The sequence below is a fragment of the Amycolatopsis sp. A133 genome, from assembly GCF_031082405.1.
Classification (GTDB): domain Bacteria; phylum Actinomycetota; class Actinomycetes; order Mycobacteriales; family Pseudonocardiaceae; genus Amycolatopsis.
Map to the genome: position 1 here is coordinate 42,511 of NZ_JAVHJU010000051.1, position 25,956 is coordinate 68,466.

Below are 25,956 nucleotides of genomic sequence, written 5' to 3' on the forward strand. Positions count from 1 at the left end.
TGTCCCCCGAACTTCTTATTTCGCGCACCCCATGAGGCGCGTAAAGTGACTCCCCGCGCTCGAACAGACACTTTACGCATTCGTCCGTTCGAGTGGTTCGAGGGAGGTGAAGCACGTGGCCGCGGCTGGCGGACGCCTCCGCCGTACCCCACTGCAAGAGATCTTCTGGACCAGGACGAGCCTGCTCCTCACGGTGCTCGTCGTGGTCGCCGGCCTGAGCCTGTGGATCGCCGGCCTGATGGAACCCGGCACCGGAAAGAACCTGGTGACGTCGCTGGGCACCGGCACTCTGATTTCCGCCATCGTCGGCTTCGGCCAGACGCTGATCACCGCCAGCGCGTCGCAGAAGGCGCTCGTGACACCGGTGATCGAGGAGAGCAGGCGCGCACTGGAAGACCTCAGCGCCGAATACCGGGCGCTGAACAAGGAGTTCTTCCCCACCGACGTGTTCGAGGCGACCACCGACCCCGACCCCGCGTTCAACCGCGCGCTGATGGCCGACCTCGACGCGACCCGGCAGTACTTCTTCCGCGGCTTCTCCGGGCGGCACGCGGCCGCCCGCGTGCTGCTTTCCCGCAGCGAGCGGGAACTGCGGGCCGTCATCGCCGATCCGCGCGACGCGACGTCGATCAGCGGGCGCGCCCGCTACCTGCTGCGCCGCGAGGCGGCCGACGTCGACTCCGAACAGATCCAGTCCCGGCTCCACGAAGAGATCCGGATCGGGCTCGTCGGCCTCTTCCTGGCCCGCAGCCGCTGCGCGCAGGTCGACATCACCGTGGTCGCCGACCCGCCGCTGGACCGGCTGGAAATGTTCGACGACAGCGTGTGGGTGTCGCTCTACAGCGACGTCCGCGGCGCCACGAAGCTGTACCCGCGGTCCCTGCGGTTCACCGAAGGTTCTTTCCTCTACAACATGGAACGCGCCGAGTTCGTGCGCGTCTCGCAGTCCCGGACCGGCCGCCACTTCCGCATCACGCCCGCGACGACGCGGGCGGATTTCCTGGCGCTGTTCGAGAAGATCACCGGATCCCCGTTGTCCGAGGAGCAGTTCCGCGAGCTGGAGGGCAAGTTCCACGCCTTCCGCGCGGAGTTCTCCGCAGTCGCCGAGCTAGGGAGCTGACCTTGCTCACCCGCCTGTCCCCCCTCTCCGAACTGGCCACGCGCCTGCGCACGGCCAGGTTCCCCCTCGCCGCGGACTGGCACGCGGTCGACGGCTGGTTCCGGCCGTGGGCCATCCAGGCCGGGCTGCGGGACGAGCTGCGCACGCAGCTCCGCTCGCTGTCCGCCGCGCAGGCCACCAAGGTGCTGCGCTCGTCCCGGGAAACGACCACCCACTTCGCCTGGTGCCTGCTCGATTCCCCGGCCGACCCGTTCTCCTTCTGGCTGCACGAATACAAGGCGCAGCAGGATTGGCGGGAGGGCTACGCGGATTCCGTGCACAACCACAGGTACCACTTCTGCACCACCATCCTCCGTGGTGACTATCTCCACGAAAGGTACGAAACGACGATCGACGACGGCACCGGGTTGATCGCGTCCGCGCGGTTGCGCCGCCGGACGCGGTGTGCAGCCGGCGCCTGCGCCACCATGCTGGCCGACGAATTCCACCGGATCCCCGAAGCCGCCACCGGAACGATGACTTTCCTCGTGAAATCACGCCCGGTGAGCAGTTTCAGCTTGTCTTTCGACCCGGCCAGCGGAATCGGTCATCGTCACGTTCCGGTCGAGGTCCGATTGGGGGAACTGGCCGACCGCATCTAGCTACACACCGGCGTCAACGCGCTTACCATTACTCCACCCGTCTGAAATACCACGGCCGGGATGGGAGAGGTATATGCGCACGCAAGAAAGCACGATCGACCACGCCGTCGTCGGTGCCGTCGAAGGAAGGGTCCACCGGCTCTGCCGGCAGTACGCCGATCGGCTGCAGTTCCACGGCTGGCACCACGTGGGTTTCGTCCGCGCGAAAGCGGTCGGGTTCGCCCGGCACAACGGCGCCGATCTCACGGTGGTGGAAGTGGCCGCGCTGGTGCACGACGTCAACTACCTGGTGCTCCGGAACTCGCCGGCCGCGGCGGGGCAGAGCCTGCGCCTGGAGATCCTCGCCGAATGCGGCGTGCCACCGCACATCGCGCGGTGGATCGACGAGATCGTCGACGAGGCGGAGATGGCCACGCGCGGCCGGGACATTTCGCTGGAAGCGCAGGCCCTGAGTGACGCGGACACGTTGTTCAAGGCGCTGCCGGTGACCCCGGTGGTGCTGGCGCACCGGTACCTGCGCGAGAACGGGCTGAGCTTGCGCGAGCTGGCGCACAAGATCGTCGGCGAGCAGTGCGACGTCCACGACGAGGGGTATTACTTCTACAACCCGGAGGCGGCGGCGACGTACTCGCGCTGGGCGACGGCGAACCTGCAGCTGTGGCGGTGCATCAAGGAGGCGGTCGACGACCCGACGGTGGTCGAGCTGCTGGACGCAGTCGCTTCTTAGCCCTGCCCATAGCCGCGAAGCCGTTCGACGACATTGGCGACCTCGGGCGGCGGCAGCAGGCTGGGCCGGCCGGCGCTCTGGGCGAGCAGCCACACGCGGCAGGCCCATTCGAGCTGCTGGGCGCGGTGGTAGGCGGCCTCGAGGCCGTCGCCGTAGGTGAGGGTGCCGTGGTTGGCCATCAGGCAGCCACGGCGCCCTTCGAGCGCTTCCAGCACGGCGGCAGCGAGCTCCGGCGTGCCGTAGGTGGCGTAGCGCGCAACGCGCACGGAGGGCCCGATGGTGGCCACGATGTAGTGCACGGGCGGAACCTCCCGCACGAGCGTGGAGACGGCGGTGGCGTGCGGAGAGTGCGTGTGCACAACGGCGGTCACGGGCTCACCGTCCGGGTCACGAGCGTCCCAGTACACGGACAGGTGCACGGGGAGCTCACTGGTCGGCTTGAGCGAGCCGTCGACGACCTGCCCACCCAGATCGACGACGGGGATGTCGGCGGGGGTGAGGCTCGAGTAGGCAACACCGGTCGGGGTGACGGCAACGAGGTCACCGCCCCGCAGGGAGACGTTCCCGGAGGTACCGACAACCAGGCCGTCACCGACCATCCGCCGCGCGTAGGCACAAACGGCGGCCCGCTCGGTCTCGAGGATCATGCGCAGGTCCCGTCTCGTGGGTGATCAAGCAACTGCTGTGCAGATTGCCAGCCACCCGCGGGCCTCGGCCACCTCCCCGGACGGGGGATTTACACGCTTCGCCTGGTTGGGCGGCCCTGCGGCGGCCGCGGCGGCCGCCCGACATGCCGCCGCCGGGCCGGGGCTGCGGTGTCGCGAATGAGTCATTGGGGACGCCGGAGGTCGCGAATGACTCATTCGCGACGTTGGGTCACCTGTCGAACCGATCCGAGCTGCGCAGCGATGGGGGCCGCCCCGTACCCCGCCTCGGCAAGTCGGCTCCGCGCGGGTTGTCCCGACGTCGCGACGGCAAAGACAGCCGCTACCGGCGTCACCACGACAATCGCAGACCCAAGCGAACCCTGAGCTGCCGGCGGTGCAGCCGTCCACAGCCACTCACCACACAAGCCCCCACCCGTCCCGGGGGGCGTCCCTAGTCCAGTCTACCGCCCCTGACCTGCCAAAACGCCCTCTCCCGAAATCTGTGGACAACCCAACCAGATGTGGACAACTAAGCCTTCGCGGGCGCAGCCGGAGCCTTGGCCACCGGAGCCGGAGTAGGCTTCCGGTCCCCGTTCGCCGGGCCCTCCTCCGCCGGGGCCAGCAGCCGCATGGCCTCCTTCACCGCCACGTCCGTCGCCGCGATTCGCTCCGCGACCTTCGACCGCAGGTCCAGGGCCAGCTTCCGGTTCTGGTCCGCCGAAGCCTGCGACGCCTGCGCCGAAGCCAAAGCCGCCTCGGTCTCCTGCTTCTTCCGCGCGAACTCCTCCTCGAAGGCCTTCTTGCGCGCGGCCAGCTCCTCCGCCGCCTTCCGGTCCGCCTCCTCGCGGGCAGAAGCCGCTGCCGCCTCGGCTGCTGCGTCCGCTTCCTTGCGGGCGCGGTCGGCCGCCGCGGCCAGCTCGACCCTCTTGGCTCCCGCCGCTGCGTTCAGCTTCTCGATCTCGCCCTTCGCCTGCGACAGCAGCCGGGCGCGCTCCTCCTCCGCGTCCTTCGCCAGCTTGTCGGCCGTTCGGCGGGTCTCGTGCGCGTACTTGTCCGCCTGGTCGCGGGTCGAAGCCGCGTCCGCCTCCGCCGCCGCGCGGAGGTCCGCGATCTCCTCCTCGGCCAGCTGCATCATCATCCGGACGCGCTCGGCCATCGCGCCCGCGCCGGACGGGCTCGAGCTCATCCTGGCCAGCGCCGCCTTCGTCTCGGCCAGCTCCTTCTGCGCGTACGCGAGGGCCTTCGTCAGGTCCGAGGAGGTCGCGACGGCGTCGTCGCGGTTGCGGGACGTCTCGCGCAGCTCCTTGGTCAGCTCGGCGAGGCGCTCGTCGACCTGGCGCTGGTTGTAGCCGCGGACACCCACGGCGAACTGGGCGGTCTTCGGGGCGGGTTGGGGCTTCTCAGGCGCGACCATCGGGCCACCTTAATGAGCCGGGGTCCGTGAAGACGTACCGCCAAACGGATGCATCACGTATTCGAGAACCCCCGGTGACGCATGGCGTTCTGACCGCAGCTGACCAGCGGTTGCCGCGAGGAAGCCACTGTGGACATCCAGGCCGGCCTCGCGGACGCTGCCGGCAGTACCAAAGCACGACGGTGGCCTGGTGGGTGAACTGCAGGTGCTCCTCCTGCTGCACCGGCTCCCGGCCCGATAGCGTGCGCGAGTGGACTTCGGCACGCACTGGCAGGTGTACGTCACCATGCCGTTCATCGCGGCGCTGATCGGCTACGTCACCAAGCGCGTCGCCATCGAGATGATGTTCCGGCCGGTCGAGTTCACCGGGATCAGGCCGTTCCTCGGCTGGCAGGGCGTGCTGCCGGCGAACGCCGAGCGCATGGCGGCCACCGCCACCGAGATGCTGACGACCAACCTCGTCGACCCGAAGGAGATCTTCGCGCGGCTCGACCCGGCGCAGGTGGCGAAGGAGATCGAAGAGCCGCTGCTGCGCGTCGTCGAGGACGTCACCCGCGAGGTGATGGAGACCTACCAGCCGCGGCTCTGGGAAGTCCTGCCGAACAGCGCGCAGCAGCTGCTGCTCAAGCGGGTCCAGGCCGAGGCGCCGAGGGCGATCACCAAGATCATGCGGGAGATCGCCGGCAACATCGAGGACGTCCTCGACCTCAAACACATGGTCGTGACGAACCTGGTCCGCGACAAGGCGCTGCTGAACCGGCTGATCCGCGACATCTCCCGGCCCGAAATGCGGTTCATCGCCCGCTCGGGCATCTGGTTCGGGTTCGGCCTCGGCTGTGTGCAGCTCGTGGTCTGGGCGCTGACCAGGTCGCCGGTCGTGCTGCCGCTGTTCGGCCTCGGCATCGGCTGGCTCACGGACTGGCTGGCCCTGAAGATGATCTTCCTGCCGCGCGAGCCGCGCCGGTTCTTCGGCCTCTACACCTGGCAGGGCGTCTTCCAGAAGCGCCGCGACCAGGTGGCCGCCGACTACGGCGACATGATCGCGCGCGAAATCATCACCGTCCCGAACCTCCTCGAGGCCGTGCTGCGCGGCCCGAAGTCCGACCGGCTGTTCGCGATGATCACCCGTGAGGTGCAGAAGACGATCGACGCGCAGGCGAGCGTCGTCAAGCCGTTCGTCGCCATGGCCGTCGGCACGAAGAAGTTCCAGGAGATGAAGCAGTCGGCGGCCGCGAAGGCCGCGGAACGCGTGCCGGAGACGATCCGGCACGCCGAGGACTACGCGATCAACGCGCTCGACGTGCGCAACACGATCGTGGAGCGGATGCGGAAGCTGAGCGCGCTCGAGTTCGAGCAGCTGCTGCGGCCGGCGTTCCGGCAGGACGAGTGGAAGCTGATCGCCGTCGGCGCGGTGATCGGCGGGCTGGTCGGCGAGTTGCAGGTGCTGGCGCTGCTCGGGTAGCCGGTACGGTTTTGACCCCGGGAGGTTTTCGGGACCGCGAGGGAGGCCGGAATGGACGCTGTCCTGCCCGACCTCGCCCTGCACTGGCCGCTGTACGCGGCGATGCCGTTCGTCGCGGCGCTGATCGGGTACGTCACCAAGCGCGTCGCCATCGAGATGATGTTCCGGCCGCTGGACTTCGTCGGGATCCCGCCGCTGCTCGGCTGGCAGGGCGTCGTCCCGAAGCACGGCGGGCGGATGGCCGCGGTCGCGACCGAGCTGCTGACGGCGAACCTGCTGGACCTCAAAGAGGTGCTCGAGCGGATCGACCCGGTGATCATCACCAGCGAGCTGGAGCAGCCGCTGCTGCGCGCGGTCGACCACATCTCGCGCGAGGTGCTGGCCGAGCACCACCCGCGGCTGTGGGAGGTCCTGCCGACGCTGGCGCAGGAGATGCTGATCAAGCAGGTCCAGGCGTCGGCGCCGCGGCTGGTGCGGGAGTTCCTCGACGACGTCCGCGAAAATCTCGACGAGGTGCTCGACGTCCAGCACATGACGGTCCAGCGGCTGACCCGGGACAAGGCGCTGCTGGTGCGGCTGATCCGCGAGACGTCCCGCCCGGAGATGGCGTTCATCGCGCGGATGGGCATCTACTTCGGTTTCGGGCTCGGCCTGGTGCAGACGATCGTGTGGGCGTTCACGCGCGAGCCGTGGGTGCTGCCGGTCTTCGGCGGGGTCATCGGGCTGTGCACCGACTGGCTGGCGATCAAGCTGATCTTCGTCCCGCGCGAGCCGGTCCGGGTGGGCCGGGTGATCTTCCAGGGCAAGTTCCAGCGCCGCCGGGCCGAGGTGGCGCGGCAGTACGGCGAGCTGATCGCGACCGAGGTCCTGACGGTCCAGAACCTGCTCGACGCGGTGCTGCGCGGCCCGCGGGCCGACCGGCTGGCGGCCCTGGTGGAGCACCTGGTGTCGGAAACGGTCGACGCGCAGATGCCCCTGGCGTGGACGGTGGGCGGCGCGCGTCTGAAGGAGATGAAGCGCGCGGCGGCCCGGAAGGCCCTCGAACAGCTGCCGTACACCGCCCGGTACGCCGAGGGCTACCTGACCGAGGCGATGGACGTCGCGAAGGTGATCGAGCAGCGGATGCTGGCGTTGACGCCGCTGGAGTTCGAGGGCCTGCTGCGGCCGGCGTTCCGCCAGGACGAGTGGAAGCTGATCGCCGTCGGCGGGGTGATCGGGTTCGTGGTCGGGGAGCTCCAAGTCCTGCTCATGCTCGGCTAAGCATCACTTTCCCTACGAAAGTGCAGCTTTGCGCCACAAACCACGTTGGGTTGCAAAGCGTAGCTTTCACGTGAAAGCTCTCACCTGGGGCCCGAGCTTTCACGTGAAAGCTCGGGCTTCAGGCCGCCGCGATCAGATCCGGGGTTGGGTCCACTGTGCGGACCCGGGTCCGGCGGTCGCGCTGCCAAGCCAGCATGCGGCACACCACGTAGATCAAGAACGAAATCGCCGTCACGAATGCGCTCACCGGCAGGCCCGGGGCCAGCGACAGCACGATGCCGCCGATCGCCGACACCTCGGCGAACACCACCGACAGCACCGTGGCCTTCCACGGCGACGCCGTCACGCGAGCCGCCGCCGCGGCGGGCGTCACCATCAACGCCACCACCAGCAGCGAGCCGACCACCTTCACGCTCAGCGCCGTCGAAATGCCCACCAGAAGGGCAAAAACCACGGTCAAGGTCTTGACCGGGACCCCGCGCGCCACGGCCACGTTCCGGTCCACCGAAGCGAACAGCAGCGGCCGGTACACCAGCCCCAGCACCACCAGCACCACCACCGACGACACCACGAACAACGTCAGGTTCGTCGAGTCGATCGTGATGATCTGGCCGGTCAGGATGCCGAACTTGTTCCCGGACCGTCCTTTGTAGAACGACAGGAACAGCACGCCCATGCCGAGCCCGAACGACAGGATGACGCCGATCACCGAGTCGCGGTCGGCGTCGCGCGCGCCGAGGATGCCCAGCAGCAGCGCCGCCACCACCGCGCCGATCAGGGCGCCGTACTCGACGCCGATCCCCAGCAGCAGCGCCGCCGCGCCGCCGGTGAACGCCAGCTCGGACGTCCCGTGCACCGCGAACGACATCCGCCGCATCACGATCAGCGGGCCCAGCACGCCGGCCACCAGGCCGAGGATCGCCGCCGCCAGCAGCGCCGTCTGGACGCCGTCGAGCTCGGTGATCAGCTCCCAGGTCTTGCCGAAGTCGAACAGATCCAAGACTCAGCCCACTTGCTCTTCGACGTCGTGTTCGTGGTGGTGCGGCTCCGCCTCGCACAACGCGCTCTGCGCGCCCGCGATGTGGATCTGCCCGCCGACCTTCAGCACCTCGACGCGGGTGCCGTACAGCTGCGACAGCGTCTCGGTGGTCATGACCTCGTCCGGCTTGCCGATCCGGAACTGGCCGTTGACCAGGTACAACACCCGGTCGACGAACGGCAGCACCGGGTTGATCTCGTGCGTCACGAACAGCACCGCCGTGCCCGCCGAGCGGCGCCGGGAGTCGATCAGCTCGCTGATCGCGCGCTGGTGCGCGAGGTCGAGTGACAGCAGCGGCTCGTCGCACAGCAGCACTTCGGGGTCGCCGACCAGGGCCTGCGCCACCCGCAGCCGCTGCTGCTCGCCGCCGGACAACCGGCCGACGGGCTGCTTCGCGTACCGGGCCGCCCCGACGGCGGAGACGGCCGAAGCGACCTGACGACGTCGTGCCGCCATGCCGAAGAAGCCCGGCCCCCAGCGGTGCCCGTCGAGACCCAGCCCGACCAGGTCGACGCCGCGCAGCGTCAGCGACTCGTCGATCGCGCGCTGCTGCGGGATGTAGCCGACCTTGCGGTTCGCGCCACCCGGACGGCCGCCGGCGATCTCGACCGTGCCCGCCGACAGGTCCTGCATGCCGAGCAGGGCCTTGAGGAAGCTGCTCTTGCCGGACCCGTTCGGGCCCAGCACGGCGAGGAACTCACCCGGCTCGACGACGAGGTCCAGCCCCGACCAGAGGGTCCGGGGCCCGAAGGCCAGCCCCGCCCCGCGGACCCGGACCGCGGGGCGCACGTCGTCCGATACGGGTGCCATGGCTACTTCAACGCCCCAGCCAGCTCGTCGACTTCCCCGGTCATCCAGCCAATGTAGTCCGTCACACCCGCGGGCAGCGTCTCGGTCACGCCGACCACGCCGATGCCGGCGTCCTTCGCCTGCTTGACGACGTCCTGGGTCAGCGGCGTCACCGTCTGCTCGTTGTTGATCAGGGCCTTGACCTGCTTGGTCGCGATGAGCTGCCGGTAGGCGCTGACGGCGTCGGCCGGGACGTCGGTGTCGTTCTCCACCGCGTCCGAGAACGCCTTGGGCGTCGCGTCGGTGATCTTCGCGCTCGCCAGCAGGTAGTGCGCGACGGGCTCGGTGACGACGACCTTCGTACCCGGGTGGGTGGTGCCGAGCTCTTCGAGCCGCTTCTCGAGCGCGTCGACCTTCGCCTTGAACGTGGTCGCGTTGTCGGCGAAGAGCTGCTTCGACGCCGGCCGCAGCTCGCCGAGCTGCGTCGCGAGCTGGTCGGCGACCTTGCCGACGCCCGGCAGGTCGTACCAGACGTGCTCGTTCTCGTCGCCGGTCGCGGCGATGTCGTAGGCGACGAGCTTCTTCGCGCTCCCCGCCTGCTCGGTGAGCTTGCCGAAGAACTCGTCGTAACCGCCGCCGTTGGACAGCAGCAGCTGCGCGCCCTTGGCCGCGAGCGCGTCGTCCGCCGTCGTCTCGTACGAGTGCGGGTCGGCGGACGGGTCGTGGATGATCGACTTGACCTCGACCTGGTCGCCGCCGACGGCGCCGGCCACGCTGCCCCAGACGTCGGTGGACGCGACGACCTCGATCTTCCCGGCGGCCCCGGGCTGTCCCCCGCCGTCCGAGCTCGACGTCCCGCCGGAGCACGCGGCCAAGGCGAAGACGGACAGGGCCGAAGCGGCGGCGAGCACGCTCCTGGTGTGGCGGGAACTCATCGAGGCACTCCTGTGAGAGAGACGCAGACGCTAATGGAAACCGTTGTCAGATTCACCTTACCCCATCCGGATGACTTTCTGGCCATAAGTTCCCGCTTTGGTGTATGCGACTTCGCGCATGCGGATCGAGACATCGACCACGCGGGGTGTCTCTTCAGGAAACCGATCTGAACCGTTACGGTTTGCTGATGGGACGTCCTATTCGCACCCGGAGGCAGGCGACACTGGCGTCGCTCGCGGCGGAGCTCGGTGTGTCCAGGACCACGGTGTCCAACGCCTACAACCGGCCGGACCAGTTGTCCCCGGAACTGCGCCGCCGGGTCCTCGAGACCGCGCGGCGGCTCGGCTACCCCGGACCCGACCCGGTCGCCCGCTCCCTGCGCACGCGCCGGGCGGGCGCGGTCGGGCTGCTGCTCACCGAGAACCTCTCCTACGCCTTCCGCGACCCCGCCGCCGTCGGCGTGCTCGAAGGACTGGCGCTGGCCTGCGAAGACGCCGGCGTCGGCCTGCACCTCGTGCCGGCCAGCCCGGGCCGCGAGGACGTCGCCGCGGTGCACCGCGCGGGCGTCGACGGCTTCGTCGTCTACTCCGTGCCGGACGACGACCCGCACCTGGCCGCCGTGCTCGAGCGGCCGGTGCCGACGGTGATCATCGACCAGCCGAGCCTCGACGGCATCGACCGCGTCGGCCCGGACGACGCCGCCGCGGTGGGCAAGATCGCCGAGCACCTGGTCGCGCTGGGGCACCGGCAGGTCGGCGTGATCTGCATGCGGCTGGCCCGCGAGCGCAACGACGACTTCGTCTCCGCGACGCGGCAGAGCGGCGCCCACTTCCACGTCCAGCGCACCCGGCTGGAGGCGCTGGCCGTCGCGTTCTCGGCGGCGGGCGTCGACTGGGCGGGCGTGCCGGTGGTCGAGCGGTTCGACCACACGGTGGACGACGGCGCCTCCGCGGCCCGCCAGCTGCTGGACGCGTACCCGCAGATCACGGCGGTGATCTGCACCTCGGACATCCTCGCGCTCGGCGCCATGGCCGAGGCCGAGCGGCGCGGGCTGCGGGTGCCGCTGGACCTCACCGTCACCGGCTTCGACGGCATCGCCGAAGCCGAGCGGATCGGGCTCACCACGGTCCACCAGCCGGTGCTCGAGAAGGGCAAGGCGGCCGGGCGGCTGCTGCTCAGCTCGGGCGAGCGCAGCGCACCGAAGACGATCACCCTGCCGACCGAGCTGCGCGTCGGACGGACGTCGGCGCCGCCGCGGACGGTCGAGGAGCCGTGGTTCGGCGGCTAAAGAGGCCGTGACATTGCTCGTGGCGCATTGCTCGTTCGAGCACGACCCGATCAAATAGAGGGGTACGCCCGCTCCGCGGGGCCACTGGCCGGAAGGTGACCGATGACCTCGATCGACGTACTGCTCAAGCGGAACCAGGAACTCGGCGAGGTGACGCCCCCCGAGCGCCCAGCACCGCCCTCCCTGGAGGTGGCCGTGCTGACCTGCATGGACGCGCGCATCCGGGCGGCCGACCTCTTCGGCTTGGAGCTGGGCGAAGCCCACATCCTGCGCAACGCGGGCGGTGTCGTGACCGACGACGTGATCCGTTCGCTGGCGCTTTCGCAGCGCAAGCTCGGCACGACCGGGGTGATCATCGTCCAGCACACCGGATGCGGCGTGTCGACGGTCACCGAGGACGACTTCAAGGACGAGCTGGAGCAGGAGACCGGCCTGCGGCCGACGTGGTCGGTCGAGGCGTTCCGCGACGTCGAGTCCAGCGTTCGGCGGTCGATGGAACGTGTGCGGCGCAGTCCCTACCTACCCCACGCCCAGAACGTGCGCGGCTTCGTCTACGACATCAAGGCCGGCGGGCTCACCGAGGTCCAGTAGCACCGCTATCGTTCCCATTCAGATGTTGTCAACATCCGGATGGGAACAGCATGCGCATCCTCTTCGCCGGCCTCGCTTCGGCCGGTCACACGTACCCGATGATCCCGCTCGCGCAAGCGGCGCGGGACATCGGGCACGAGGTGCACTTCGCCGCCGGTGACCACGTCCACGCGCCGCTGCACCGGCTCGGCCTCAACCCGTTCCGGCCCGCGGATTCGTTCTACGAGATCTACGCCGAAGACCTCGAGCCGGACCTGGCGCGGCTGCGGCCCGGCCTGGTCGTGCACGGGTGGGGACTGCCGGAGGTGGCCGTGGCCGCGCAGCGCGCCGGAATCCCGTCGCTCTGGCACGGGTTCGGCCGGATGTTCCCGCCCGGCATCGGGTTCGAGCGCCCCACCGGCGGTGTGCACCTCGACATCTGCCCGCCGTCCCTGCAGGACGCGGACTTCCTCGCGACCGCGGACCGGATCGCCCTGCGTCCCGTGCCCTTCTCCGAGCCGGGCGACTTCCGAGGGCCGCTGGTCTACCTGACCCTCGGCACCGCCTTCGGCACCCCGGAGGTGCTCACGACCGCGATCGAAGGACTGGCGGCGCTCGACGTGCCCGTCGTGGTGGCCACCGGCCGGGTTTCCCCGGAGGAGCTGGGCCCGCTGCCGGGCAACGTCACGCTGCGCGCCTGGGTGCCGCAGGCGGCGGTGGTGCCGCACGCCGATCTGGTCGTGCACCACGGCGGCAGCGGCACCACGCTGGGCGCGCTCGCCGCCGGCGTCCCGCAACTGGTCCTGCCCCAGGGCGCCGACCAGTTCGCCAACGCCGAGGCGCTCGTCACCGCGGGTGCCGCACTGCGGCTCCTGCCCGCCGAACTGAGCGCGGAAGCCGTCGCTGAACAGGCCCGGAAGGCGTCCTCCTGCCGTGACGCGGCCCGCGCGATCGCGGAAGAGATCGCTGCCATGCCGTCGCCGGACGAGGTCGCCCGAGAGCTGCCGAAGCACGCGAAGTAGCCTCCCGGCGTGGCTGTGGACGCTGACGTACTGCTCGACTGGTTTTCCGCACACGGCCGGGACCTGCCCTGGCGCGAGCCGGACTGCTCGGCCTGGGGCGTGCTGGTCAGCGAAATCATGCTGCAGCAGACGCCGGTCGTCCGCGTGCAGCCGATCTGGCTCGAGTGGATGGCGCGCTGGCCGGTGCCCTCGGCGCTGGCGGCGTCGTCGCAAGGCGAGGTCGTGCGGGCCTGGGGCAAGCTCGGCTACCCGCGCCGGGCGCTGCGGCTCCACGAGGCCGCCGGGGTCATCGCGAAGGAACACGGCGACGTCGTACCGTCCGATGTGGACACTCTGCTGGCGCTGCCCGGCATCGGCGCCTACACCGCGCGCGCCATCGCCGCGTTCGCCTACGGGCGCCGGGCGCCGGTGGTCGACACGAACGTCCGGCGGGTCGTCGCGCGGGCGGTGCACGGGGCCGGGGACGCCGGGCCCGCGTCCAACACGCGCGACATGGCCGACGTCGAGGCGCTGCTGCCGGCCGAAGACGCGCCCGCCGCGAGGTTCTCCGCCGCGATCATGGAATTGGGCGCGCTGATCTGCACCGCGCGCGCCCCGAAGTGCGCGGACTGCCCGATCTACGACGAGTGCGCGTGGCAGCACGCCGGGCGGCCGGAGTACACCGGCCCGGCCAAGCCGGTGCAGCGGTACGCGGGCACCGACCGGTACGTCCGCGGACGGCTGCTCGACGTGCTGCGCGGCAGCGAAGGCCCGGTCGAGAAGGCCCGGCTCGATCTCGTCTGGCACGACGGCGGCCAGCGCGACCGCTGCCTCGACTCCCTGCTGGTCGACGGTCTGCTGCAGCAGACCCGTGACGGCCTCTTCGCCCTTCCGGGTGAACACTAACGCGCTACAACCAAAGTTGGTCAATAGTTGTCAATGGCGCGGTGCGGAGTTACCGTTTCCCGCATGGTCACTGTTGACCGCCGGACCCTGCTCAAGGCGGGGGTGACCGCGAGTGCGGCCGGCGCACTGGGGATGACGACCACGGGGACGGCCACCGCGGCCGTGCCGACGCCGACGATCCACCCGACGTCCGAGTGGGGCGCCCGGCCCGCCACCGGCACGATCGTGGTGGAGAACCACAAGCCGACGTACATCGTCGTGCACCACGCGGTCGACCCGCCGATGAACAACGACTTCTCGCTGGCGCGCGCGTTCTACGTCGCGAAGTTCATCCAGAACCTGCACATGGACAAGAACGGCTGGATCGACAGCGGCCAGCAGTTCACGAACAGCCGCGGCGGGCACATCACCGAAGGCAGGCACCGCAGCCTGGAGATCCTGCGCGGCGGCACGCAGCACGTGCAGGGCGCGAACGTCGGCAACCACAACAGCGAGGTCATCGGCATCGAGAACGAAGGCCTGTACAGCACGGTGGACGTGCCGCAGGCGCTGTGGAATTCGCTGGTCTCGCTCGTCGCCTACATCGCGCACCAGTACGGCATCGCGCCGGAGTTCATCAAGGGCCACCGCGACTTCAACTCGACGGAGTGTCCGGGCCAGGTGCTCTACAACCGGCTGCCCGAGCTGCGGACCGCCGTCGGTCGCGTCCTCGGCGTCTCGGTGGCGCGTGCCGAGGCCGAGTGGCCCCTGCTCAAGCCCGGCGACACGGGCCGGAAGGTGCAGCTGGCGCAGCAGTTCCTGCGCGACGCCGGGTTCGGCGTCCCCACCGACGGCGTCTTCGGGAAGTCCACGACGGACGCGGTGACCGCGTTGGCTGCTCAAGCCGGCCTGCCGCGCGACACGTGCACCGCGGCGAAGGTGGCCGACGAAGCCGGCTTCCTGGGCGCGGACGTCTGGCCGCTCATCGTCCCGTCCGGCCGCTCCACGGCGGCCTGGCGAGCGGACCTCACCCAGGCGTGAGAATGCAGCTTTCACGTGAAAGCTGCGGCGAGGAGGTCGGTGCGCCGGGCTCAACGGCGCGCACGGTGCACCGTCCTTCTCGCCGTCAACGGGCCAGGACCTCGGAGAGGAAGGCTTCGACGGCGCCGCGGTAGATCTCCGGGGCTTCGTCGTGGGGCAGGTGCGCCGAACCCGGCACCACCAGGTGTTTCGCGCCCGGGACGCGGTCGGCGACGAGCGCCTGCTGACCGGGCGGCATCGCCGTGTGCTCGCCCTCGACCAGCAGCAGCGGGCAGCGGATCGCCTCGACGACGGGCCAGTAGTCCCGGCGACCCCACTCGGCGGCGACGACGTACAGGTCCTCGAGGTCCGCGACCAGGTGGAAGCCGTCCTCGCGCTCCTCGACGCAGTCCGCGAAGTACTCGCCCGCGTCGCCGAAGAACGCCCGGACGTGGTCGAGCGAGGAGAACGGGACCGGCCAGCTCTCGAAGTACCCCCGCCAGGTCTCCACGGTCCGGCCGCGCTGGTCCGGCGCGAAGTCCTCGGACACGACCGCGCGCACCAGCTCCGGGTACCGCGCGGCGGTCGCCCACGCGTGCAGGCCGCCCATCGAGTGCCCGATGAGCACGGCCGGGCCGGCGTCGAGGGCCCGCACCGCTTCGGCGACGTCGTCGGCGAAGCGCTCGGTCGTCCACGGGCCGACGCGCGGTGCGTTGCCGTGGCCGCGCGCGTCCAGGCCGTACACCGCGCCGTAGGGCCGGAGCCACTCCGCGACCCGCCACCACGTCCGCGCCCGGCCCATCAGGCCGTGGAGCAGAACGACCGGCACACCGCGGCCACCGAAACAGAGCACGCGGTCACCTAACCACAAAACCCCTGGTACAGAACGTGACCGAGTGATCGCTTTTGATGACCTATGGTGGTGGTGTGCGCCGCCGACTCACCGCTCTCGCCGTCTGCGCCGCGGTGGTCATCGCCGCGGCGTGCGGCGGTGACGCCGTCGCGTTGCCGCCCCCGCCGCCGCCCCTGCACCCGGTGGCGGGCGCGGCCGGCGCCGGTGATCCCTACTACCCGGACGACGGCAACGGCGGGTACGACGCCCTCGGCTACCAGGTCGACGTGAAGTACGACCCGCCGAGCGGGCACCTCGACGGCGACACCACGGTGACCGCGAAGGCCACCCAGGACCTGAGCCGCTTCGACCTCGACCTGCGCGGGCTGGCCGTGCGCGGCGTCGAGGTCGACGGCAAGCCGGCGAAGTTCACCCGCGAGAAGGCGTTCGAGCTGGTCGTCACGCCGCCGGAACCGATCCGGGCCGGCACGACCTTCCGCACGCGGGTGACGTACGGCGGCGACCCGGCGAAGACCCCGCACGACGGCGGCAGCGAGAACGGCTGGAGGCATTCGGTCGACGGCGGCGCGTACATGGTCGGCGAGCCGCACTCGGCGTCGTTCTGGTACCCGGTCAACGAAACCCCGCGCGACAAGGCCACCTTCACGCTCACCGCGCACGTCCCGGCGGGCTGGACGGTCGTCTCGAACGGCCGCGAGGGCCCACCGGGCACCTGGACCGAGACGAACCCGGTGGCGAGCTACCTGACGACGATCGCGATCGGCAAATTCAGTGTCGACTCCTCGACACTGAACGACGGGACGCCGGTGGTCTCGGCGTACGCGCCGGGCGCCGAGGCCCGCCGCGCGATCGGCGACCGCCTGCCGGAGGTGCTCGGCTTCCTGAGCGGCAAGTTCGGCCCGTACCCGCAGTCGGCGGCGGGCGGGATCTTCCTGAACGAGGACGTCCCGTTCTCCCTCGAGACGCAGACGCGCCCGACGTACGCGAAGTGGGCCGACCTGCCGACGCTGGTGCACGAGAACGCCCACCAGTGGTTCGGCGACTCGGTGTCGGTGCGGAACTGGGCCGACATCTGCCTGAACGAGTGCTTCGCGTCGTACGCGCAGTGGCTGTGGGCCGAGCGCGAGGGCCAGAACCTGGACGACCGCTACCGGGCGGCCATCGAGATCACCCACGGCAGCACGGACTTCTGGGGGCAGCAGCTCGTCGGCATGGGGCAGGGCCACGAGTTCGAGGGCGTCTACAACAAGGGCATCCTGGCGCTGCACGCGCTGCGCCGCGAAATCGGCGACCCGGCCTTCGCCCGGCTGCTGAAGGAATGGCCGTCCCGCTTCCGCCACGGCAACGCGACCTGGGCCGACTTCGAGGCGACGGTGACGCAGCTCAGCAGCAAGAACCTGCGGCCGTTCTTCGACACGTGGTTCCGCGGCACGAAGCTGCCCGCCGATGCCGACCTCTTCCCCGGCTCACTGCGCAGCTGAACTGCCCAGCAGCGACCGCGTCAGCGCGTTCCGCGCTTCCTGCATCTCCCGCAACGCCGCCGTCAGCTCCTCGTCCCCGACCACGACGTCCTCGTCCGGACGCACCGCCAGCGCCTGCAGCGACGCCCGGCGCAGCAGCTCCTTCGCGAACGACGCCGTCATCCCCGCCGTCGCCGCCACGATCGGGCCGAGGTCCGCCGTCAGCTTCAACCCGCGCGAGTACAGGCGGAGCAGCGCTTCGCGCCCGGCCGCGTCCGGCAGGGGGATCTCCACCGCGAGGTCGACGCGGCCCGGCCGGTCCGCGAGGGCCTTCTCCAGCTCGCTCGCCCGGTTGGTGGTGAGCAGGAACGTGACGTCGGCGTCGCCGCCCACGCCGTCCATCGCGTCGAGCAGGGTGAACAACAGGGGCTGGACCTGGGGCCCGTAGCTGCGGTCCTGCGCGATCAGGTCGACGTCCTCCAGCACGACCACGCTCGGCTGCAGCCGGCGCGCCAGCTCGGCGGCCTTGGCGACGAACAGCATCGCCGTGCCGGTCAGGATCACCACCGTGGTCTCCGGCAGGCGGCCCATCAGGTACCGGACCGTGTGCGTCTTGCCCGTGCCGGGTGCGCCGTGCAGCAGCAGCCCGCGCTTGAGGTGCTGCCCCGCCGCCAGCAGCCGCTCGCCGTGCCGGGCGATGCCGACGGTGTGCCGCTCGATCGCCTCGAGCACGCCGTCGGGCAGCACGACCTCGTCGCCCCGCAGCCTCGGCCGGGGAAGGAAGGTGAGCAGGTTGTTGCCGCGGTTTTCGCTGGTGCCGAAAGCCAGCACCTGGCCGCGCAGGACGTCGTGCTCGGTCATCAGGCGCTCGACGCGGTCCCGGACGCCGGTGGCGATCACCCGTGACGTCGCGAGCACCTCCAGCCGGCACTGCTCCTGCCCCCACTGCGGGTTCGCGCCCCGCACCGCGAGCAGCACCGGCTCGCCGCCCGGTGCGTGCGTGCCGACGAGCCCGAGCTGCACCGCCTCGGTCGCGTCGTCCGGCCCGATCGCCGTGGTCGTGTAGTCCACCGAGCCGAGCTCGTACATCCCCTGCCTGCGCGCGGTGGCGAGCATCCCGATCAGGTCTTCGTGCGTGCGCTGGCCGCCCGCGATGCCGAACCAGTCCACGGCGGTGCCGTGTTCGGCCAGGTAGGCGTCCACGCTGCGCTGGATGTTCGCGTGCTCCCACATCGGCCAGTTGCGGGTCACGACCACCACCTCCGGCAGCGGCGCCCCCAGGTGGCCGGTCACGCGCTCGATCAGCTCGCTGCTCCGGCCGCCCGCGACCTCGTCGGCGGTGGCGCGGACGATCCGGGCGAGGTCGGCGGCGAGGTCGCGCTCAGTGCTCCCCATGGCATCCACAGTGGCACGGATCACATCCCGGAGCCAACTAAGGTGGAGGCATGAGTGTCGTGAAGATCAACGCGATCGAGGTCCCCGAAGGCGCCGGCCCCGAACTGGAGAAGCGGTTCGCCGCCCGCATGCACTCCGTCGACCAGCAGCCGGGCTTCCTCGGGTTCGAGCTGCTGCGGCCGGTCTCCGGCGAGACGCGCTACTTCGTGTACACGAAGTGGGAGACCGAGGAGCACTACCAGGCGTGGGCGAAGGGCGGCCCGGCCGCGGCGACGCACTCGGGCGAACGGGCCAAGCCCGTGTCGACCGGGGCGAACCTCCTGGAGTTCGAGGTTGTCCTCGGCTCACAGCCGGGTGCGTGAACTCGCACGGGCCGCGGAACTCCTGGACGGCGCCGGCGCGCTCCTGATCTGCGCCGGCGCCGGCATGGGCGTCGACTCCGGCCTCCCGGACTTCCGCGGCGGCGAAGGGTTCTGGCGCGCGTACCCGCCGTACGCCCGGCTGGGGCTGCAGTTCGAGGAGCTCGCCGACCCGCGGCACTTCGCCGACGACCCGGAGCTGGCCTGGGGTTTCTACGGGCACCGGCTTTCGCTGTACCGCAAGACCGTGCCGCACGAGGGCTTCCGGCTGCTGCTCGAACTCGGCTCCCGCCTGCCGGGCGGCGTGCGGGTGTTCACGTCCAATGTGGACGGCCAGTTCCAGCGGGCGGGCTTCGGGTTCGTGGCCGAGGCGCACGGCTCGATCCACCACCTGCAGTGCCTCGCCGGGTGCACGGACACCATCTGGCCCGCCGGCGCGGACGTGGTGGTCGACGAAGAGACCATGCGCGCGGTGCCGCCGCTGCCGTCGTGCCCCCGCTGCGGCGGCCTCGCGCGGCCCAACATCCTGATGTTCGGCGACTTTTGGTGGGTCCCGGACCGCAGCCAGGCCCAGCTGGACGAGCTGACGACGTGGCGCCGGACGGCCCGCGACCTCGTGGTGGTGGAGCTGGGAGCGGGCACGGCGGTCCCGACGGTCCGCCGCTACGCCGAACTGGCCAGCGCGGCGACCGGCGCGTTGATCCGCATCAACCCGCGTGAGCCGCAGATCCGCCACGGCCGCGGGGTGTCGATCGCGGCCGGCGCGCTCGAAACCCTCCAGGCCCTCGTGAGTGAAAAAGCGGGTTAGAACCCGCTTTACCACTCACGACCCGTCACGGCAGGCGCACTTCGGCGAACACCGCACGGTGGTCGCTGCCCGGGACGTCGAACACGCGGTAGTCCAGCACCGCCGCGCGGTTGTCCACCACCACGTGGTCGATCGTCACCACCGGGAGCGAGGACGGCCACGTCGGGGCCAGTCCTTCGCCGCGCTCCTCCGCCGCGTCGTGGTAACCGCGGGCCAGCACCGTGCGGAAGGCCACGTGGTCCAGCGTCGCGTTGAAGTCGCCCGCCAGGATGCGCAGGCCGTGCTCGCCCGCCGGGCGGGAGAGGTCCTTGATTTCGCGCTCCCACTGCGGCTTGTCGACGTCCGGGGAGATCGGGTGGACGGCGACGACCTCGACCACCACGCCGTCGCCGAGGTCGGCCTCGGCCCCCGGCTGCTTGGCCGCCGAATCGCCGCTCAGGTTGACCTCCTTCAGCGGGAAGCGCGACACGATCCCGGAGCCGAACGCGCCGGGCGCCGGGTGCAGCACCCGGTACGGCAGCGTCTCGAACAGCCCGGCCGCGGTCAGCCCGTCGACCGCGCGCGGGGTCAGCTCGACCAGGTTCAGCACGTCGATCCGCTGCGCGCGCACCAGGTCGACGACGGCCTTCGGGTCCGCCTGGCCGTAGAGCAGGTTCGAGGCGAGGACCCGCAGGGTCCGGCCCTGCACCTCGCGTTGCTCGCTCGCCGCCAGCCGCGGGACGACGAGGGCGGCCAGCGCGACCGCCAGCACCAGCGCGACCCCGCCGATCCACCACCTCCGCAGCGCCAGCGCGACGCCGCCGAGGAGCACACCTGCCGCTGCGACATAGGGCGTCAGCGACAGCGCGATCAGCGTGTACCAGCCGCCGTCGAAGCCGATCAGGCGCAGCGCCGCCAGCACCGCCAGCGGCACCACCGGCACCACCAGCAGGCCCGTGACCAGCGGGTTCTTCCGCCGCGACCGCGTCTCTTCCGCAACCACCATGCTGCCGAGTATGCCGAGACCGGCGCCGGGCGGCCCGCGCGGCGACAACTCCTCCACAAGATCTCCACCAGCGGCTGCCAGCCGCTGCCAGCGCGCTGTGCGTGATCTGCCAGGCACCGCCTCCATAGTTCAACTCAACGCGACAGCGAAGGAGGAACGCCCATGTCGCACGCGATCCAGGCCGAGGGCCTGGTCAAACACTTCGGGGACACCAAGGCGCTGGACGGGGTGGACCTCGAGGTCCCGTTCGGGCAGGTCGTGGGGGTGCTGGGGCCGAACGGCGCCGGCAAGACGACCGCCGTCCGGATCCTGGCGACCCTGATGAAACCGGACGCCGGGAGAGCCACGGTCGGGGGCTACGACGTGGTCACCGACGCCGTCCGGGTCCGCAGCATGATCGGGCTGACCGGGCAGTACGCGTCGGTCGACGAGGACCTCAACGGCATCGAGAACCTCGTTCTGATCGGCCGGCTGTACGGCTACTCCCGGGCCGATTCCCGGGCCCGCGCCACCGAGCTGATCGAGCGGTTCGAGCTGACCAAGGCGGCCAAGCGGCCGATCCGCACCTACTCCGGCGGCATGCGGCGGCGGCTCGACCTGGCGGCCAGCCTCGTCGGCCGGCCCGAGGTGCTCTACCTCGACGAGCCGACCACCGGGCTCGACCCGCACGCCCGCAACGAGGTCTGGGACGTCGTCCGCAACCTCGTCGCCGAGGGCGCGACGGTGCTGCTGACCACGCAGTACCTGGAGGAGGCCGACCAGCTGGCCGACAAGATCACCGTGTTCGACCACGGCCGGGTCGTCGCCGACGGCCGGGCCGACGAGCTCAAGCGCCGCGTCGGCGGGCAGACGCTGCAGGTCCGGCCGACCCAGCTGTCCGACATGGACGCCGTCAACCGGATCCTCGGCGACCTGTCCGGCGTCCGGCCGACCCGCGACGACGCGTCCGGCCTGCTCACCGCGCCGGTCAACGACCCGGTGCTGCTGTCCACCCTGGTCCGCAAGCTGGACGAGGCCGGGATCACCGCGGACGAGCTGGCGCTGCGGCTGCCCAGCCTCGACGAGGTGTTCCTCGCCCTGACCGGCCACACCGCCGAAGAGTCCGCTGCGTCTTCTTCGGACAAGACCCTCGAAGGGAGCCTGGCATGACGACGCTGGCCCTCGACCGCCCGGCCCCGCCGCGGCACATCAGCCCCGGCAAGGGGTTCCAGCACGCGCTTTCGCTGGCGTGGCGCGGCATCCTGAAGATCCGCAAGAACCCCGAGCAGCTCGCCGACGTCACGCTGATGCCCATCATCTTCCTGGTGATGTTCGTCTACCTGTTCGGCGGCGCGCTGTCCGGCTCGACCGACGCCTACCTGCAGATGGTCGTGCCCGGCATCATCGTGATGAACATCCTGCAGGCGTGCCTCAGCGTGGGGACGAACCTCAACACCGACGTCACCAAGGGCGTGTTCGACCGCTTCCGGAGCATGCCGATCGCCCGCTCGGCCCCGCTGATCGGCGCGGTGCTCGCCGACGTCGTGCGGTACGTCGTGTGCCTGACGGTGCTGATGGTCGTGGCGACGATCATGGGCTACCGGATCGCGACCAGCCCCGGCGAACTCGCCGTGGCGATCCTGCTCGCGCTGGCGTTCGGGTTGTGCTTCTGCTGGGGTTCGGTGTTCGTCGGCATGGTGATGAAGTCGCCGGGCTCGGCGCAGGCGCTGATGTTCGTCTTCATCATGCCGCTGACGTTCGGCAGCAACGTGTTCGTGCAGACGTCCACCATGCCGGGCTGGCTGCGGGCGTGGGCGGACATCAGCCCGGTCAGCCTGATGGCGAACGCGCTGCGCGGCCTGATGAACGGCGGGCCCGTCGCCGGCCCGCTGGCCGGGGCGCTGGCCTGGATGGCCGGTGCGGTGGTCGTGTTCTTCCCGCTGGCCACCTGGGCCTACCGCCGGCGGGTCGGATAGGCGCACACACGGGGGTGGGTCGCGCCACCGGTCGTGAGTGGTAAGGCGGGTTAGAACCCGCCTTACCACTCACGAGCGCGTCAGCCGAGCTCGGCCAGCAGCCAGGCGATCACGTCCTTTTTGGACTGACGGCGGACTTCTCCGTGGATCGCGTCGTAGTCCGGCAGCGCCGCCCGCAGGTCGGCGATGAGCGCCCGCACCTCGGGGCTGCCGAGGTCCAGCCGCCCGCGGACGACGGCGGACGCGGCGAGCACCCTGGCTGCCGTCTCGGGCCGGCCCTGGCGCGCGCGGACCATCGCCAGCAGTTCCACCGCCCCCGCCATGTCCGGCATGTCGCCGCGCTGGTTCGTCGCCCGGATCGCCACCGCGAGGTGCGGCTCGGCCTCGTCGACGCGGTCCTGGGCCAGCAGGATCCGCGCCTCGAACGCGTGGATCCACTCGTCGCCGATCCCGCCGGGGAACCAGTCGTCGTCGCCGCCGAGCACGGCGACGCGGTCGAGCATCGCCCGCGCTTCGGCCAGCTCTCCCGTGCGCAGCAGCAGTTCGATCCGGCCGAACATCAGGATGGCCCGCTGCTGCGGGTTCGTGATGTCCCGGCCGTAGCGCTCGGCGGCCTCCTGGTCGCGCCAGGCCCCGGCGAAGTCTCCGGTCCGCGCACGCTCGACGGCCAGCCGCCACCAGTGCTGCACGGCGTCCTCGTGCGACCGCAGCTCCATCGAGAGCGCCAAGCCGCGCTCGTAGATCTCGATGGCTTTCGCGCTTTCGCCGTCCTGGGACAGCGCGTAGGCCTTGAAGCTCAGCGTCATGGCGATGCCCCAGCGGTCGCCGACCGCCTCGAACCCGGCGTGGGCCAGGTCGCGCGCCCGGTCCGCGCCTTCGACGTCGCCCTCGTCGTCGAGCAGGAAGCTGTCCACCCAGTAGCCGCCGGCGCGGGTCCACGGGTCGGAGTGCTGTTCGGCCCGGCGCACTTCGCGGACGGCGACCTCGCGATCACCACCGAGGAACGCCAGCATCGGCAGGGCCACCGCGAGCCCGGGGTAGCGGTCGACCGCGCCGGTGCGCACGCAGTCGTCGACCAGCTCCATGATTTCCGCCCGGTCCGACCGCACCGGGACCTCGTCCATGAGGTAGACGAGCGCCCGGTAGGCGGCCAGCACCTCGGCGGGCAGCCGGTCGCCGAACGCGAGCGTGTCGCGGATCAAGCTGCCGGCCCGGCCACCCTGGCCGAGGATGGTGAGGTACCAGAACATCCCGTCCAGCAGGGCGACCGCATTGTCCGCATCGGACATCTCGATCGCGCCGCGCAGGGCCGCGAACATGTTCGCGCTCTCGGCTTCGAACGCGTCGATCGCCTCCAGCTGCGCGCCGGTGCGCAGTGTCGGCTCCAGCTGCTGGGCGAACTCGGCGTAGTAGGCCGCCATCTCCCGCCGCGTCCGGTCGTACTCGCCCGACTCCACCAGCCGCTCGGTGGCGTACGCGCGCAGCGTCTCGAGCATCCGGTACCGCGGCTCGCCGCTTCCGGTGTCCGCGCTGTCCACTATGGACTTCTCGACCAGGCTGCCGAGCACGTACGGCACGTCACCGGCGGGCAGCCGCTCGTCCGCGCAGACGGCCTCGATCGCCACCAGCTCGGCACCGCCGGTGAACACCGCGAGCCGCCGGGCCAGCACCAGCTCGGCCTCGGTCAGCAGGTCCCAGCTCCACTCGACGACCGCGCGCAGCGTCCGCTGCCGCGGCAGCGCCGTGCGGCTGCCCGAGGTGAGCAGCCGGAAGCGGTCACCGAGCCGTCCGGCGATCTGGGCCACGGTCATCGACCGCAGCCGCGCCGCGGCCAGCTCCAGCGCCAGCGGCATCCCGTCGAGCCGGCGGCAGATCTCCCCGACCTGGTCCACAGTGGACTCGTCGAGCACGAAGTCGGGGCGGACGGCGGCCGCGCGGTCGAGGAACAGCCGGGTCGAGTCGAGCTCGGCGGCCTCCGCGGGCGCGGCGCGTTCCGCGGGCACCGGCAGCGGGCCGAGCGGGCACAGCGCCTCCCCGGTGATCGCCAGCGGCTCGCGGCTGGTCGCGAGGACCCGCAGCTTCGGGGCCCGGTGCAGCAGTTCGTCGGCCAGCCGGGCGGCGGCGTCGACGACGTGCTCGCAGTTGTCCAGCACCAGCAGCGCTTCCGCGCCGCCGAGCACCTCGACGGCCTGTGCCACCGGGTCCGGCGGCCGGCGGTGCACCTCGGTCTCCGTGCGGATGTCACGGACTTCGAGCGCGCCCAGCAGCGCACCGGCGACGTCGTCGGGATCGCGGACCCCGGCCAGCGCCGCGAACCAGACGCGGCCCTGCTGGTGCGCGGGGTGCCGTGACGCCGCCTCGGTGGCCAGCCGGGTCTTGCCCGCCCCGCCCGGCCCGGTCAGGGTGACCAGCCGGGCGCCGCCGAGCAGTTCGGCCAGCAGCTTGAGCTCGTCGTCGCGGCCGATGAACGTGGTCAGCCGGGTCGGCAGCCGGTCGGCCACCGGCAGCGGCGGCGCGAACTCGCCGCGCAGCGCGGCCAGGTGGATCTCCTGCAGCTCGGCCGAGGGGTCGACGCCGAGCTGGTCGGCCAGGGTGCGGCGGATCCCGGTGTAGACGCCCAGCGCCTCCGGCTGCCGGCCGGCGGCGCACAAGGCCCGGATCCGCAGCCCGGCGAGCCGTTCGCGCAGCGGGTCCGCGTCGGCCACCGCGGTCAGGTCGGCCAGGACGCCGGCGTGCTCGCCCAGCCGGATCAGGGCTTCGAACCGGTCCTCGGCGGCCTCGGCCCGCAGCTCGGTGAGCCGCCGGGCCGGTGCCGGCGCGAACGGCGCGTCGAGGACGTCGGCGAGCGCGGCGCCCTGCCACAGCGCAAGGGCCTCGGTGAGCAGGTCGGCCGCGCGCGCGTCGCGGCCCGCGGCCAGCTCGCGGCGGCCCTCGGCGGCGAGCCGTTCGAACCGCTCGGCGTCGACGTCACCGGCCGCCAGCGCGAGCCGGTACCCGCCCGGCCCGGACTCGACGGCCACCGGCAGCGCCTTCCGCAACCGGGAGACCAGCGACTGGAGGGCGTTGGCCGCGTCCGACGGCGGTTCGGCGCCCCAGAGCCCGTCGACCAGCGCGTCGGCCGGGACCGCGCGCCCGGCGTCCAGCGCGAGCCTGGCCAGGAGCATGCGGAGGCGGGCGCCGCCGATGTCGATCGGCGTGCCGTCGTCTTCCGCTGCCCGCAGCGGGCCCAGCAGCGCAACGCGCATGCGTCCAGCTTTCCAGACGGAGGGACGGCGCCGGGGCGGGCCGACGGAAGTGCTGATTATCCGGACAAAAGCGACGCGATCTCCCGGATCACCCGAT

The 25,956-nt window shown here is 71.1% G+C and carries 24 protein-coding genes; 15 read left to right on the forward strand and 9 right to left on the reverse strand.

The genetic code is table 11. The features are described 5' to 3' along the window. Positions 1-106 precede the first annotated feature (106 nt). The 3 genes from Q5425_RS30315 (at position 107) to Q5425_RS30325 (ending at position 2,488) form a co-directional block, all read left to right on the forward strand. Positions 107-1,120, forward strand: a complete 1,014-nt coding sequence (locus Q5425_RS30315) for a hypothetical protein (RefSeq protein ID WP_308675758.1) — start codon at positions 107-109, stop codon at positions 1,118-1,120. 2 nt (positions 1,121-1,122) lie between these two features. Further along, on the forward strand, positions 1,123-1,761 hold the full coding sequence (locus Q5425_RS30320; protein WP_308675759.1) for a hypothetical protein: 639 nt from the start codon (positions 1,123-1,125) through the stop codon (positions 1,759-1,761). A 73-nt stretch (positions 1,762-1,834) separates the two neighbouring features. Further along, on the forward strand, positions 1,835-2,488 hold the full coding sequence (locus Q5425_RS30325) for an HD family phosphohydrolase (RefSeq protein ID WP_308675760.1): 654 nt from the start codon (positions 1,835-1,837) through the stop codon (positions 2,486-2,488). On the opposite strand, the gene Q5425_RS30330 is transcribed toward Q5425_RS30325, so the two are convergent. Both Q5425_RS30330 and Q5425_RS30335 read right to left on the reverse strand, forming a co-directional pair. Further along, on the reverse strand, positions 2,485-3,135 hold the full coding sequence (locus tag Q5425_RS30330; protein WP_308675761.1) for a class II aldolase/adducin family protein: 651 nt from the start codon (positions 3,133-3,135) through the stop codon (positions 2,485-2,487). The genes Q5425_RS30325 and Q5425_RS30330 overlap by 4 nt on opposite strands. 529 nt (positions 3,136-3,664) lie before the next feature. Then, positions 3,665-4,549: a hypothetical protein gene (locus Q5425_RS30335; protein ID WP_308675762.1), complete on the reverse strand. Its 885-nt coding sequence runs from the start codon at positions 4,547-4,549 to the stop codon at positions 3,665-3,667. Positions 4,550-4,835: 286 nt separating this feature from the next. Here Q5425_RS30335 and Q5425_RS30340 point away from each other — a divergent pair, with 286 nt between their 5' ends. Beyond that, positions 4,836-6,011 carry a DUF445 family protein gene (locus Q5425_RS30340; RefSeq protein WP_308675949.1) on the forward strand — a complete coding sequence of 392 codons (1,176 nt, stop codon included), beginning with the start codon at positions 4,836-4,838 and terminating at the stop codon, positions 6,009-6,011. 51 nt (positions 6,012-6,062) lie between these two features. After that, a complete protein-coding gene (locus tag Q5425_RS30345) occupies positions 6,063-7,271 on the forward strand; it encodes a DUF445 domain-containing protein (RefSeq protein WP_308675763.1) in 1,209 nt (402 codons plus the stop codon). 118 nt (positions 7,272-7,389) lie between these two features. Here the strand turns inward: Q5425_RS30345 and Q5425_RS30350 are convergent, their stop codons facing one another. The 3 genes from Q5425_RS30350 to Q5425_RS30360 are packed head-to-tail and all read right to left on the reverse strand — an operon-like array spanning position 7,390 to position 10,034. Further along, positions 7,390-8,271 carry a metal ABC transporter permease gene (locus tag Q5425_RS30350; protein WP_308675764.1) on the reverse strand — a complete coding sequence of 294 codons (882 nt, stop codon included), beginning with the start codon at positions 8,269-8,271 and terminating at the stop codon, positions 7,390-7,392. Between the two features lie 3 nt (positions 8,272-8,274). Beyond that, positions 8,275-9,120: a metal ABC transporter ATP-binding protein gene (locus Q5425_RS30355; RefSeq protein ID WP_308675765.1), complete on the reverse strand. Its 846-nt coding sequence runs from the start codon at positions 9,118-9,120 to the stop codon at positions 8,275-8,277. A 2-nt stretch (positions 9,121-9,122) separates the two neighbouring features. Further along, a complete protein-coding gene (locus tag Q5425_RS30360; RefSeq protein WP_308675766.1) occupies positions 9,123-10,034 on the reverse strand; it encodes a metal ABC transporter solute-binding protein, Zn/Mn family in 912 nt (303 codons plus the stop codon). A 188-nt stretch (positions 10,035-10,222) separates the two neighbouring features. Here Q5425_RS30360 and Q5425_RS30365 point away from each other — a divergent pair, with 188 nt between their 5' ends. From Q5425_RS30365 to Q5425_RS30385, 5 genes are all read left to right on the forward strand, one after another. After that, positions 10,223-11,323, forward strand: a complete 1,101-nt coding sequence (locus Q5425_RS30365) for a LacI family DNA-binding transcriptional regulator (RefSeq protein ID WP_308675767.1) — start codon at positions 10,223-10,225, stop codon at positions 11,321-11,323. Positions 11,324-11,425: 102 nt separating this feature from the next. Continuing rightward, complete coding sequence (locus tag Q5425_RS30370) at positions 11,426-11,914, forward strand: carbonic anhydrase (RefSeq protein ID WP_308675768.1); 489 nt, start codon at positions 11,426-11,428, stop codon at positions 11,912-11,914. Positions 11,915-11,964: 50 nt separating this feature from the next. Continuing rightward, the gene (locus Q5425_RS30375; protein ID WP_308675769.1) at positions 11,965-12,915 is read left to right on the forward strand and encodes a glycosyltransferase; all 951 of its coding nucleotides are present in this window, start codon (positions 11,965-11,967) and stop codon (positions 12,913-12,915) included. 9 nt (positions 12,916-12,924) lie between these two features. Then, positions 12,925-13,800 carry an A/G-specific adenine glycosylase gene (locus tag Q5425_RS30380; RefSeq protein WP_308675770.1) on the forward strand — a complete coding sequence of 292 codons (876 nt, stop codon included), beginning with the start codon at positions 12,925-12,927 and terminating at the stop codon, positions 13,798-13,800. Between the two features lie 63 nt (positions 13,801-13,863). Next, on the forward strand, positions 13,864-14,820 hold the full coding sequence (locus Q5425_RS30385; RefSeq protein WP_308675771.1) for an N-acetylmuramoyl-L-alanine amidase: 957 nt from the start codon (positions 13,864-13,866) through the stop codon (positions 14,818-14,820). Positions 14,821-14,905: 85 nt separating this feature from the next. On the opposite strand, the gene Q5425_RS30390 is transcribed toward Q5425_RS30385, so the two are convergent. Next, on the reverse strand, positions 14,906-15,652 hold the full coding sequence (locus Q5425_RS30390) for an alpha/beta hydrolase (protein ID WP_308675772.1): 747 nt from the start codon (positions 15,650-15,652) through the stop codon (positions 14,906-14,908). Between the two features lie 74 nt (positions 15,653-15,726). Here Q5425_RS30390 and Q5425_RS30395 point away from each other — a divergent pair, with 74 nt between their 5' ends. Then, positions 15,727-17,133: a M1 family metallopeptidase gene (locus Q5425_RS30395; protein WP_308675773.1), complete on the forward strand. Its 1,407-nt coding sequence runs from the start codon at positions 15,727-15,729 to the stop codon at positions 17,131-17,133. Here the strand turns inward: Q5425_RS30395 and Q5425_RS30400 are convergent. Next, positions 17,119-18,507, reverse strand: a complete 1,389-nt coding sequence (locus Q5425_RS30400) for an ATP-binding protein (RefSeq protein WP_308675774.1) — start codon at positions 18,505-18,507, stop codon at positions 17,119-17,121. The genes Q5425_RS30395 and Q5425_RS30400 overlap by 15 nt on opposite strands. A gap of 50 nt (positions 18,508-18,557) precedes the next feature. Between Q5425_RS30400 and Q5425_RS30405 the strand changes: the two genes are divergently transcribed. Further along, positions 18,558-18,869 (forward strand): antibiotic biosynthesis monooxygenase, encoded by a 312-nt coding sequence (locus tag Q5425_RS30405; protein ID WP_308675775.1) that lies wholly within the window; start codon positions 18,558-18,560, stop codon positions 18,867-18,869. Next, a complete protein-coding gene (locus Q5425_RS30410; RefSeq protein ID WP_308675776.1) occupies positions 18,862-19,674 on the forward strand; it encodes a Sir2 family NAD-dependent protein deacetylase in 813 nt (270 codons plus the stop codon). Before Q5425_RS30405 ends, Q5425_RS30410 begins: the two co-directional genes overlap by 8 nt. A 25-nt stretch (positions 19,675-19,699) precedes the next feature. Here Q5425_RS30410 and Q5425_RS30415 read toward each other — a convergent pair whose 3' ends face one another. Further along, positions 19,700-20,716 carry an endonuclease/exonuclease/phosphatase family protein gene (locus tag Q5425_RS30415; protein WP_308675777.1) on the reverse strand — a complete coding sequence of 339 codons (1,017 nt, stop codon included), beginning with the start codon at positions 20,714-20,716 and terminating at the stop codon, positions 19,700-19,702. 105 nt (positions 20,717-20,821) lie between these two features. On the opposite strand from Q5425_RS30415, the gene Q5425_RS30420 reads away from it, so the two are divergent. Then, entirely contained in the window at positions 20,822-21,808 is a 987-nt protein-coding gene (locus tag Q5425_RS30420) for an ATP-binding cassette domain-containing protein (protein WP_308675778.1), read from the forward strand. After that, positions 21,805-22,614 (forward strand): ABC transporter permease, encoded by an 810-nt coding sequence (locus Q5425_RS30425; protein ID WP_308675779.1) that lies wholly within the window; start codon positions 21,805-21,807, stop codon positions 22,612-22,614. Before Q5425_RS30420 ends, Q5425_RS30425 begins: the two co-directional genes overlap by 4 nt. Before the next feature lie 80 nt (positions 22,615-22,694). Here Q5425_RS30425 and Q5425_RS30430 read toward each other — a convergent pair whose 3' ends face one another. After that, positions 22,695-25,859 carry a BTAD domain-containing putative transcriptional regulator gene (locus tag Q5425_RS30430; protein ID WP_308675780.1) on the reverse strand — a complete coding sequence of 1,055 codons (3,165 nt, stop codon included), beginning with the start codon at positions 25,857-25,859 and terminating at the stop codon, positions 22,695-22,697. Positions 25,860-25,956: the final 97 nt, after the last annotated feature.

Coding starts and splice junctions, on each gene's coding strand:
- Q5425_RS30340 (WP_308675949.1), top strand. CDS start 4,836: ATGCCGTTCATCGCGGCGCTGATCGGCTACGTCACCAAGCGCGTCGCC.
- Q5425_RS30425 (WP_308675779.1), top strand. CDS start 21,805: ATGACGACGCTGGCCCTCGACCGCCCGGCCCCGCCGCGGCACATCAGC.
- Q5425_RS30335 (WP_308675762.1), bottom strand. CDS start 4,549: ATGGTCGCGCCTGAGAAGCCCCAACCCGCCCCGAAGACCGCCCAGTTC.
- Q5425_RS30405 (WP_308675775.1), top strand. CDS start 18,558: ATGAGTGTCGTGAAGATCAACGCGATCGAGGTCCCCGAAGGCGCCGGC.
- Q5425_RS30345 (WP_308675763.1), top strand. CDS start 6,063: ATGGACGCTGTCCTGCCCGACCTCGCCCTGCACTGGCCGCTGTACGCG.
- Q5425_RS30330 (WP_308675761.1), bottom strand. CDS start 3,135: ATGATCCTCGAGACCGAGCGGGCCGCCGTTTGTGCCTACGCGCGGCGG.
- Q5425_RS30430 (WP_308675780.1), bottom strand. CDS start 25,859: ATGCGCGTTGCGCTGCTGGGCCCGCTGCGGGCAGCGGAAGACGACGGC.
- Q5425_RS30355 (WP_308675765.1), bottom strand. CDS start 9,120: ATGGCACCCGTATCGGACGACGTGCGCCCCGCGGTCCGGGTCCGCGGG.
- Q5425_RS30365 (WP_308675767.1), top strand. CDS start 10,223: ATGGGACGTCCTATTCGCACCCGGAGGCAGGCGACACTGGCGTCGCTC.
- Q5425_RS30375 (WP_308675769.1), top strand. CDS start 11,965: ATGCGCATCCTCTTCGCCGGCCTCGCTTCGGCCGGTCACACGTACCCG.
- Q5425_RS30370 (WP_308675768.1), top strand. CDS start 11,426: ATGACCTCGATCGACGTACTGCTCAAGCGGAACCAGGAACTCGGCGAG.
- Q5425_RS30400 (WP_308675774.1), bottom strand. CDS start 18,507: ATGGGGAGCACTGAGCGCGACCTCGCCGCCGACCTCGCCCGGATCGTC.
- Q5425_RS30420 (WP_308675778.1), top strand. CDS start 20,822: ATGTCGCACGCGATCCAGGCCGAGGGCCTGGTCAAACACTTCGGGGAC.
- Q5425_RS30360 (WP_308675766.1), bottom strand. CDS start 10,034: ATGAGTTCCCGCCACACCAGGAGCGTGCTCGCCGCCGCTTCGGCCCTG.
- Q5425_RS30325 (WP_308675760.1), top strand. CDS start 1,835: ATGCGCACGCAAGAAAGCACGATCGACCACGCCGTCGTCGGTGCCGTC.
- Q5425_RS30385 (WP_308675771.1), top strand. CDS start 13,864: ATGGTCACTGTTGACCGCCGGACCCTGCTCAAGGCGGGGGTGACCGCG.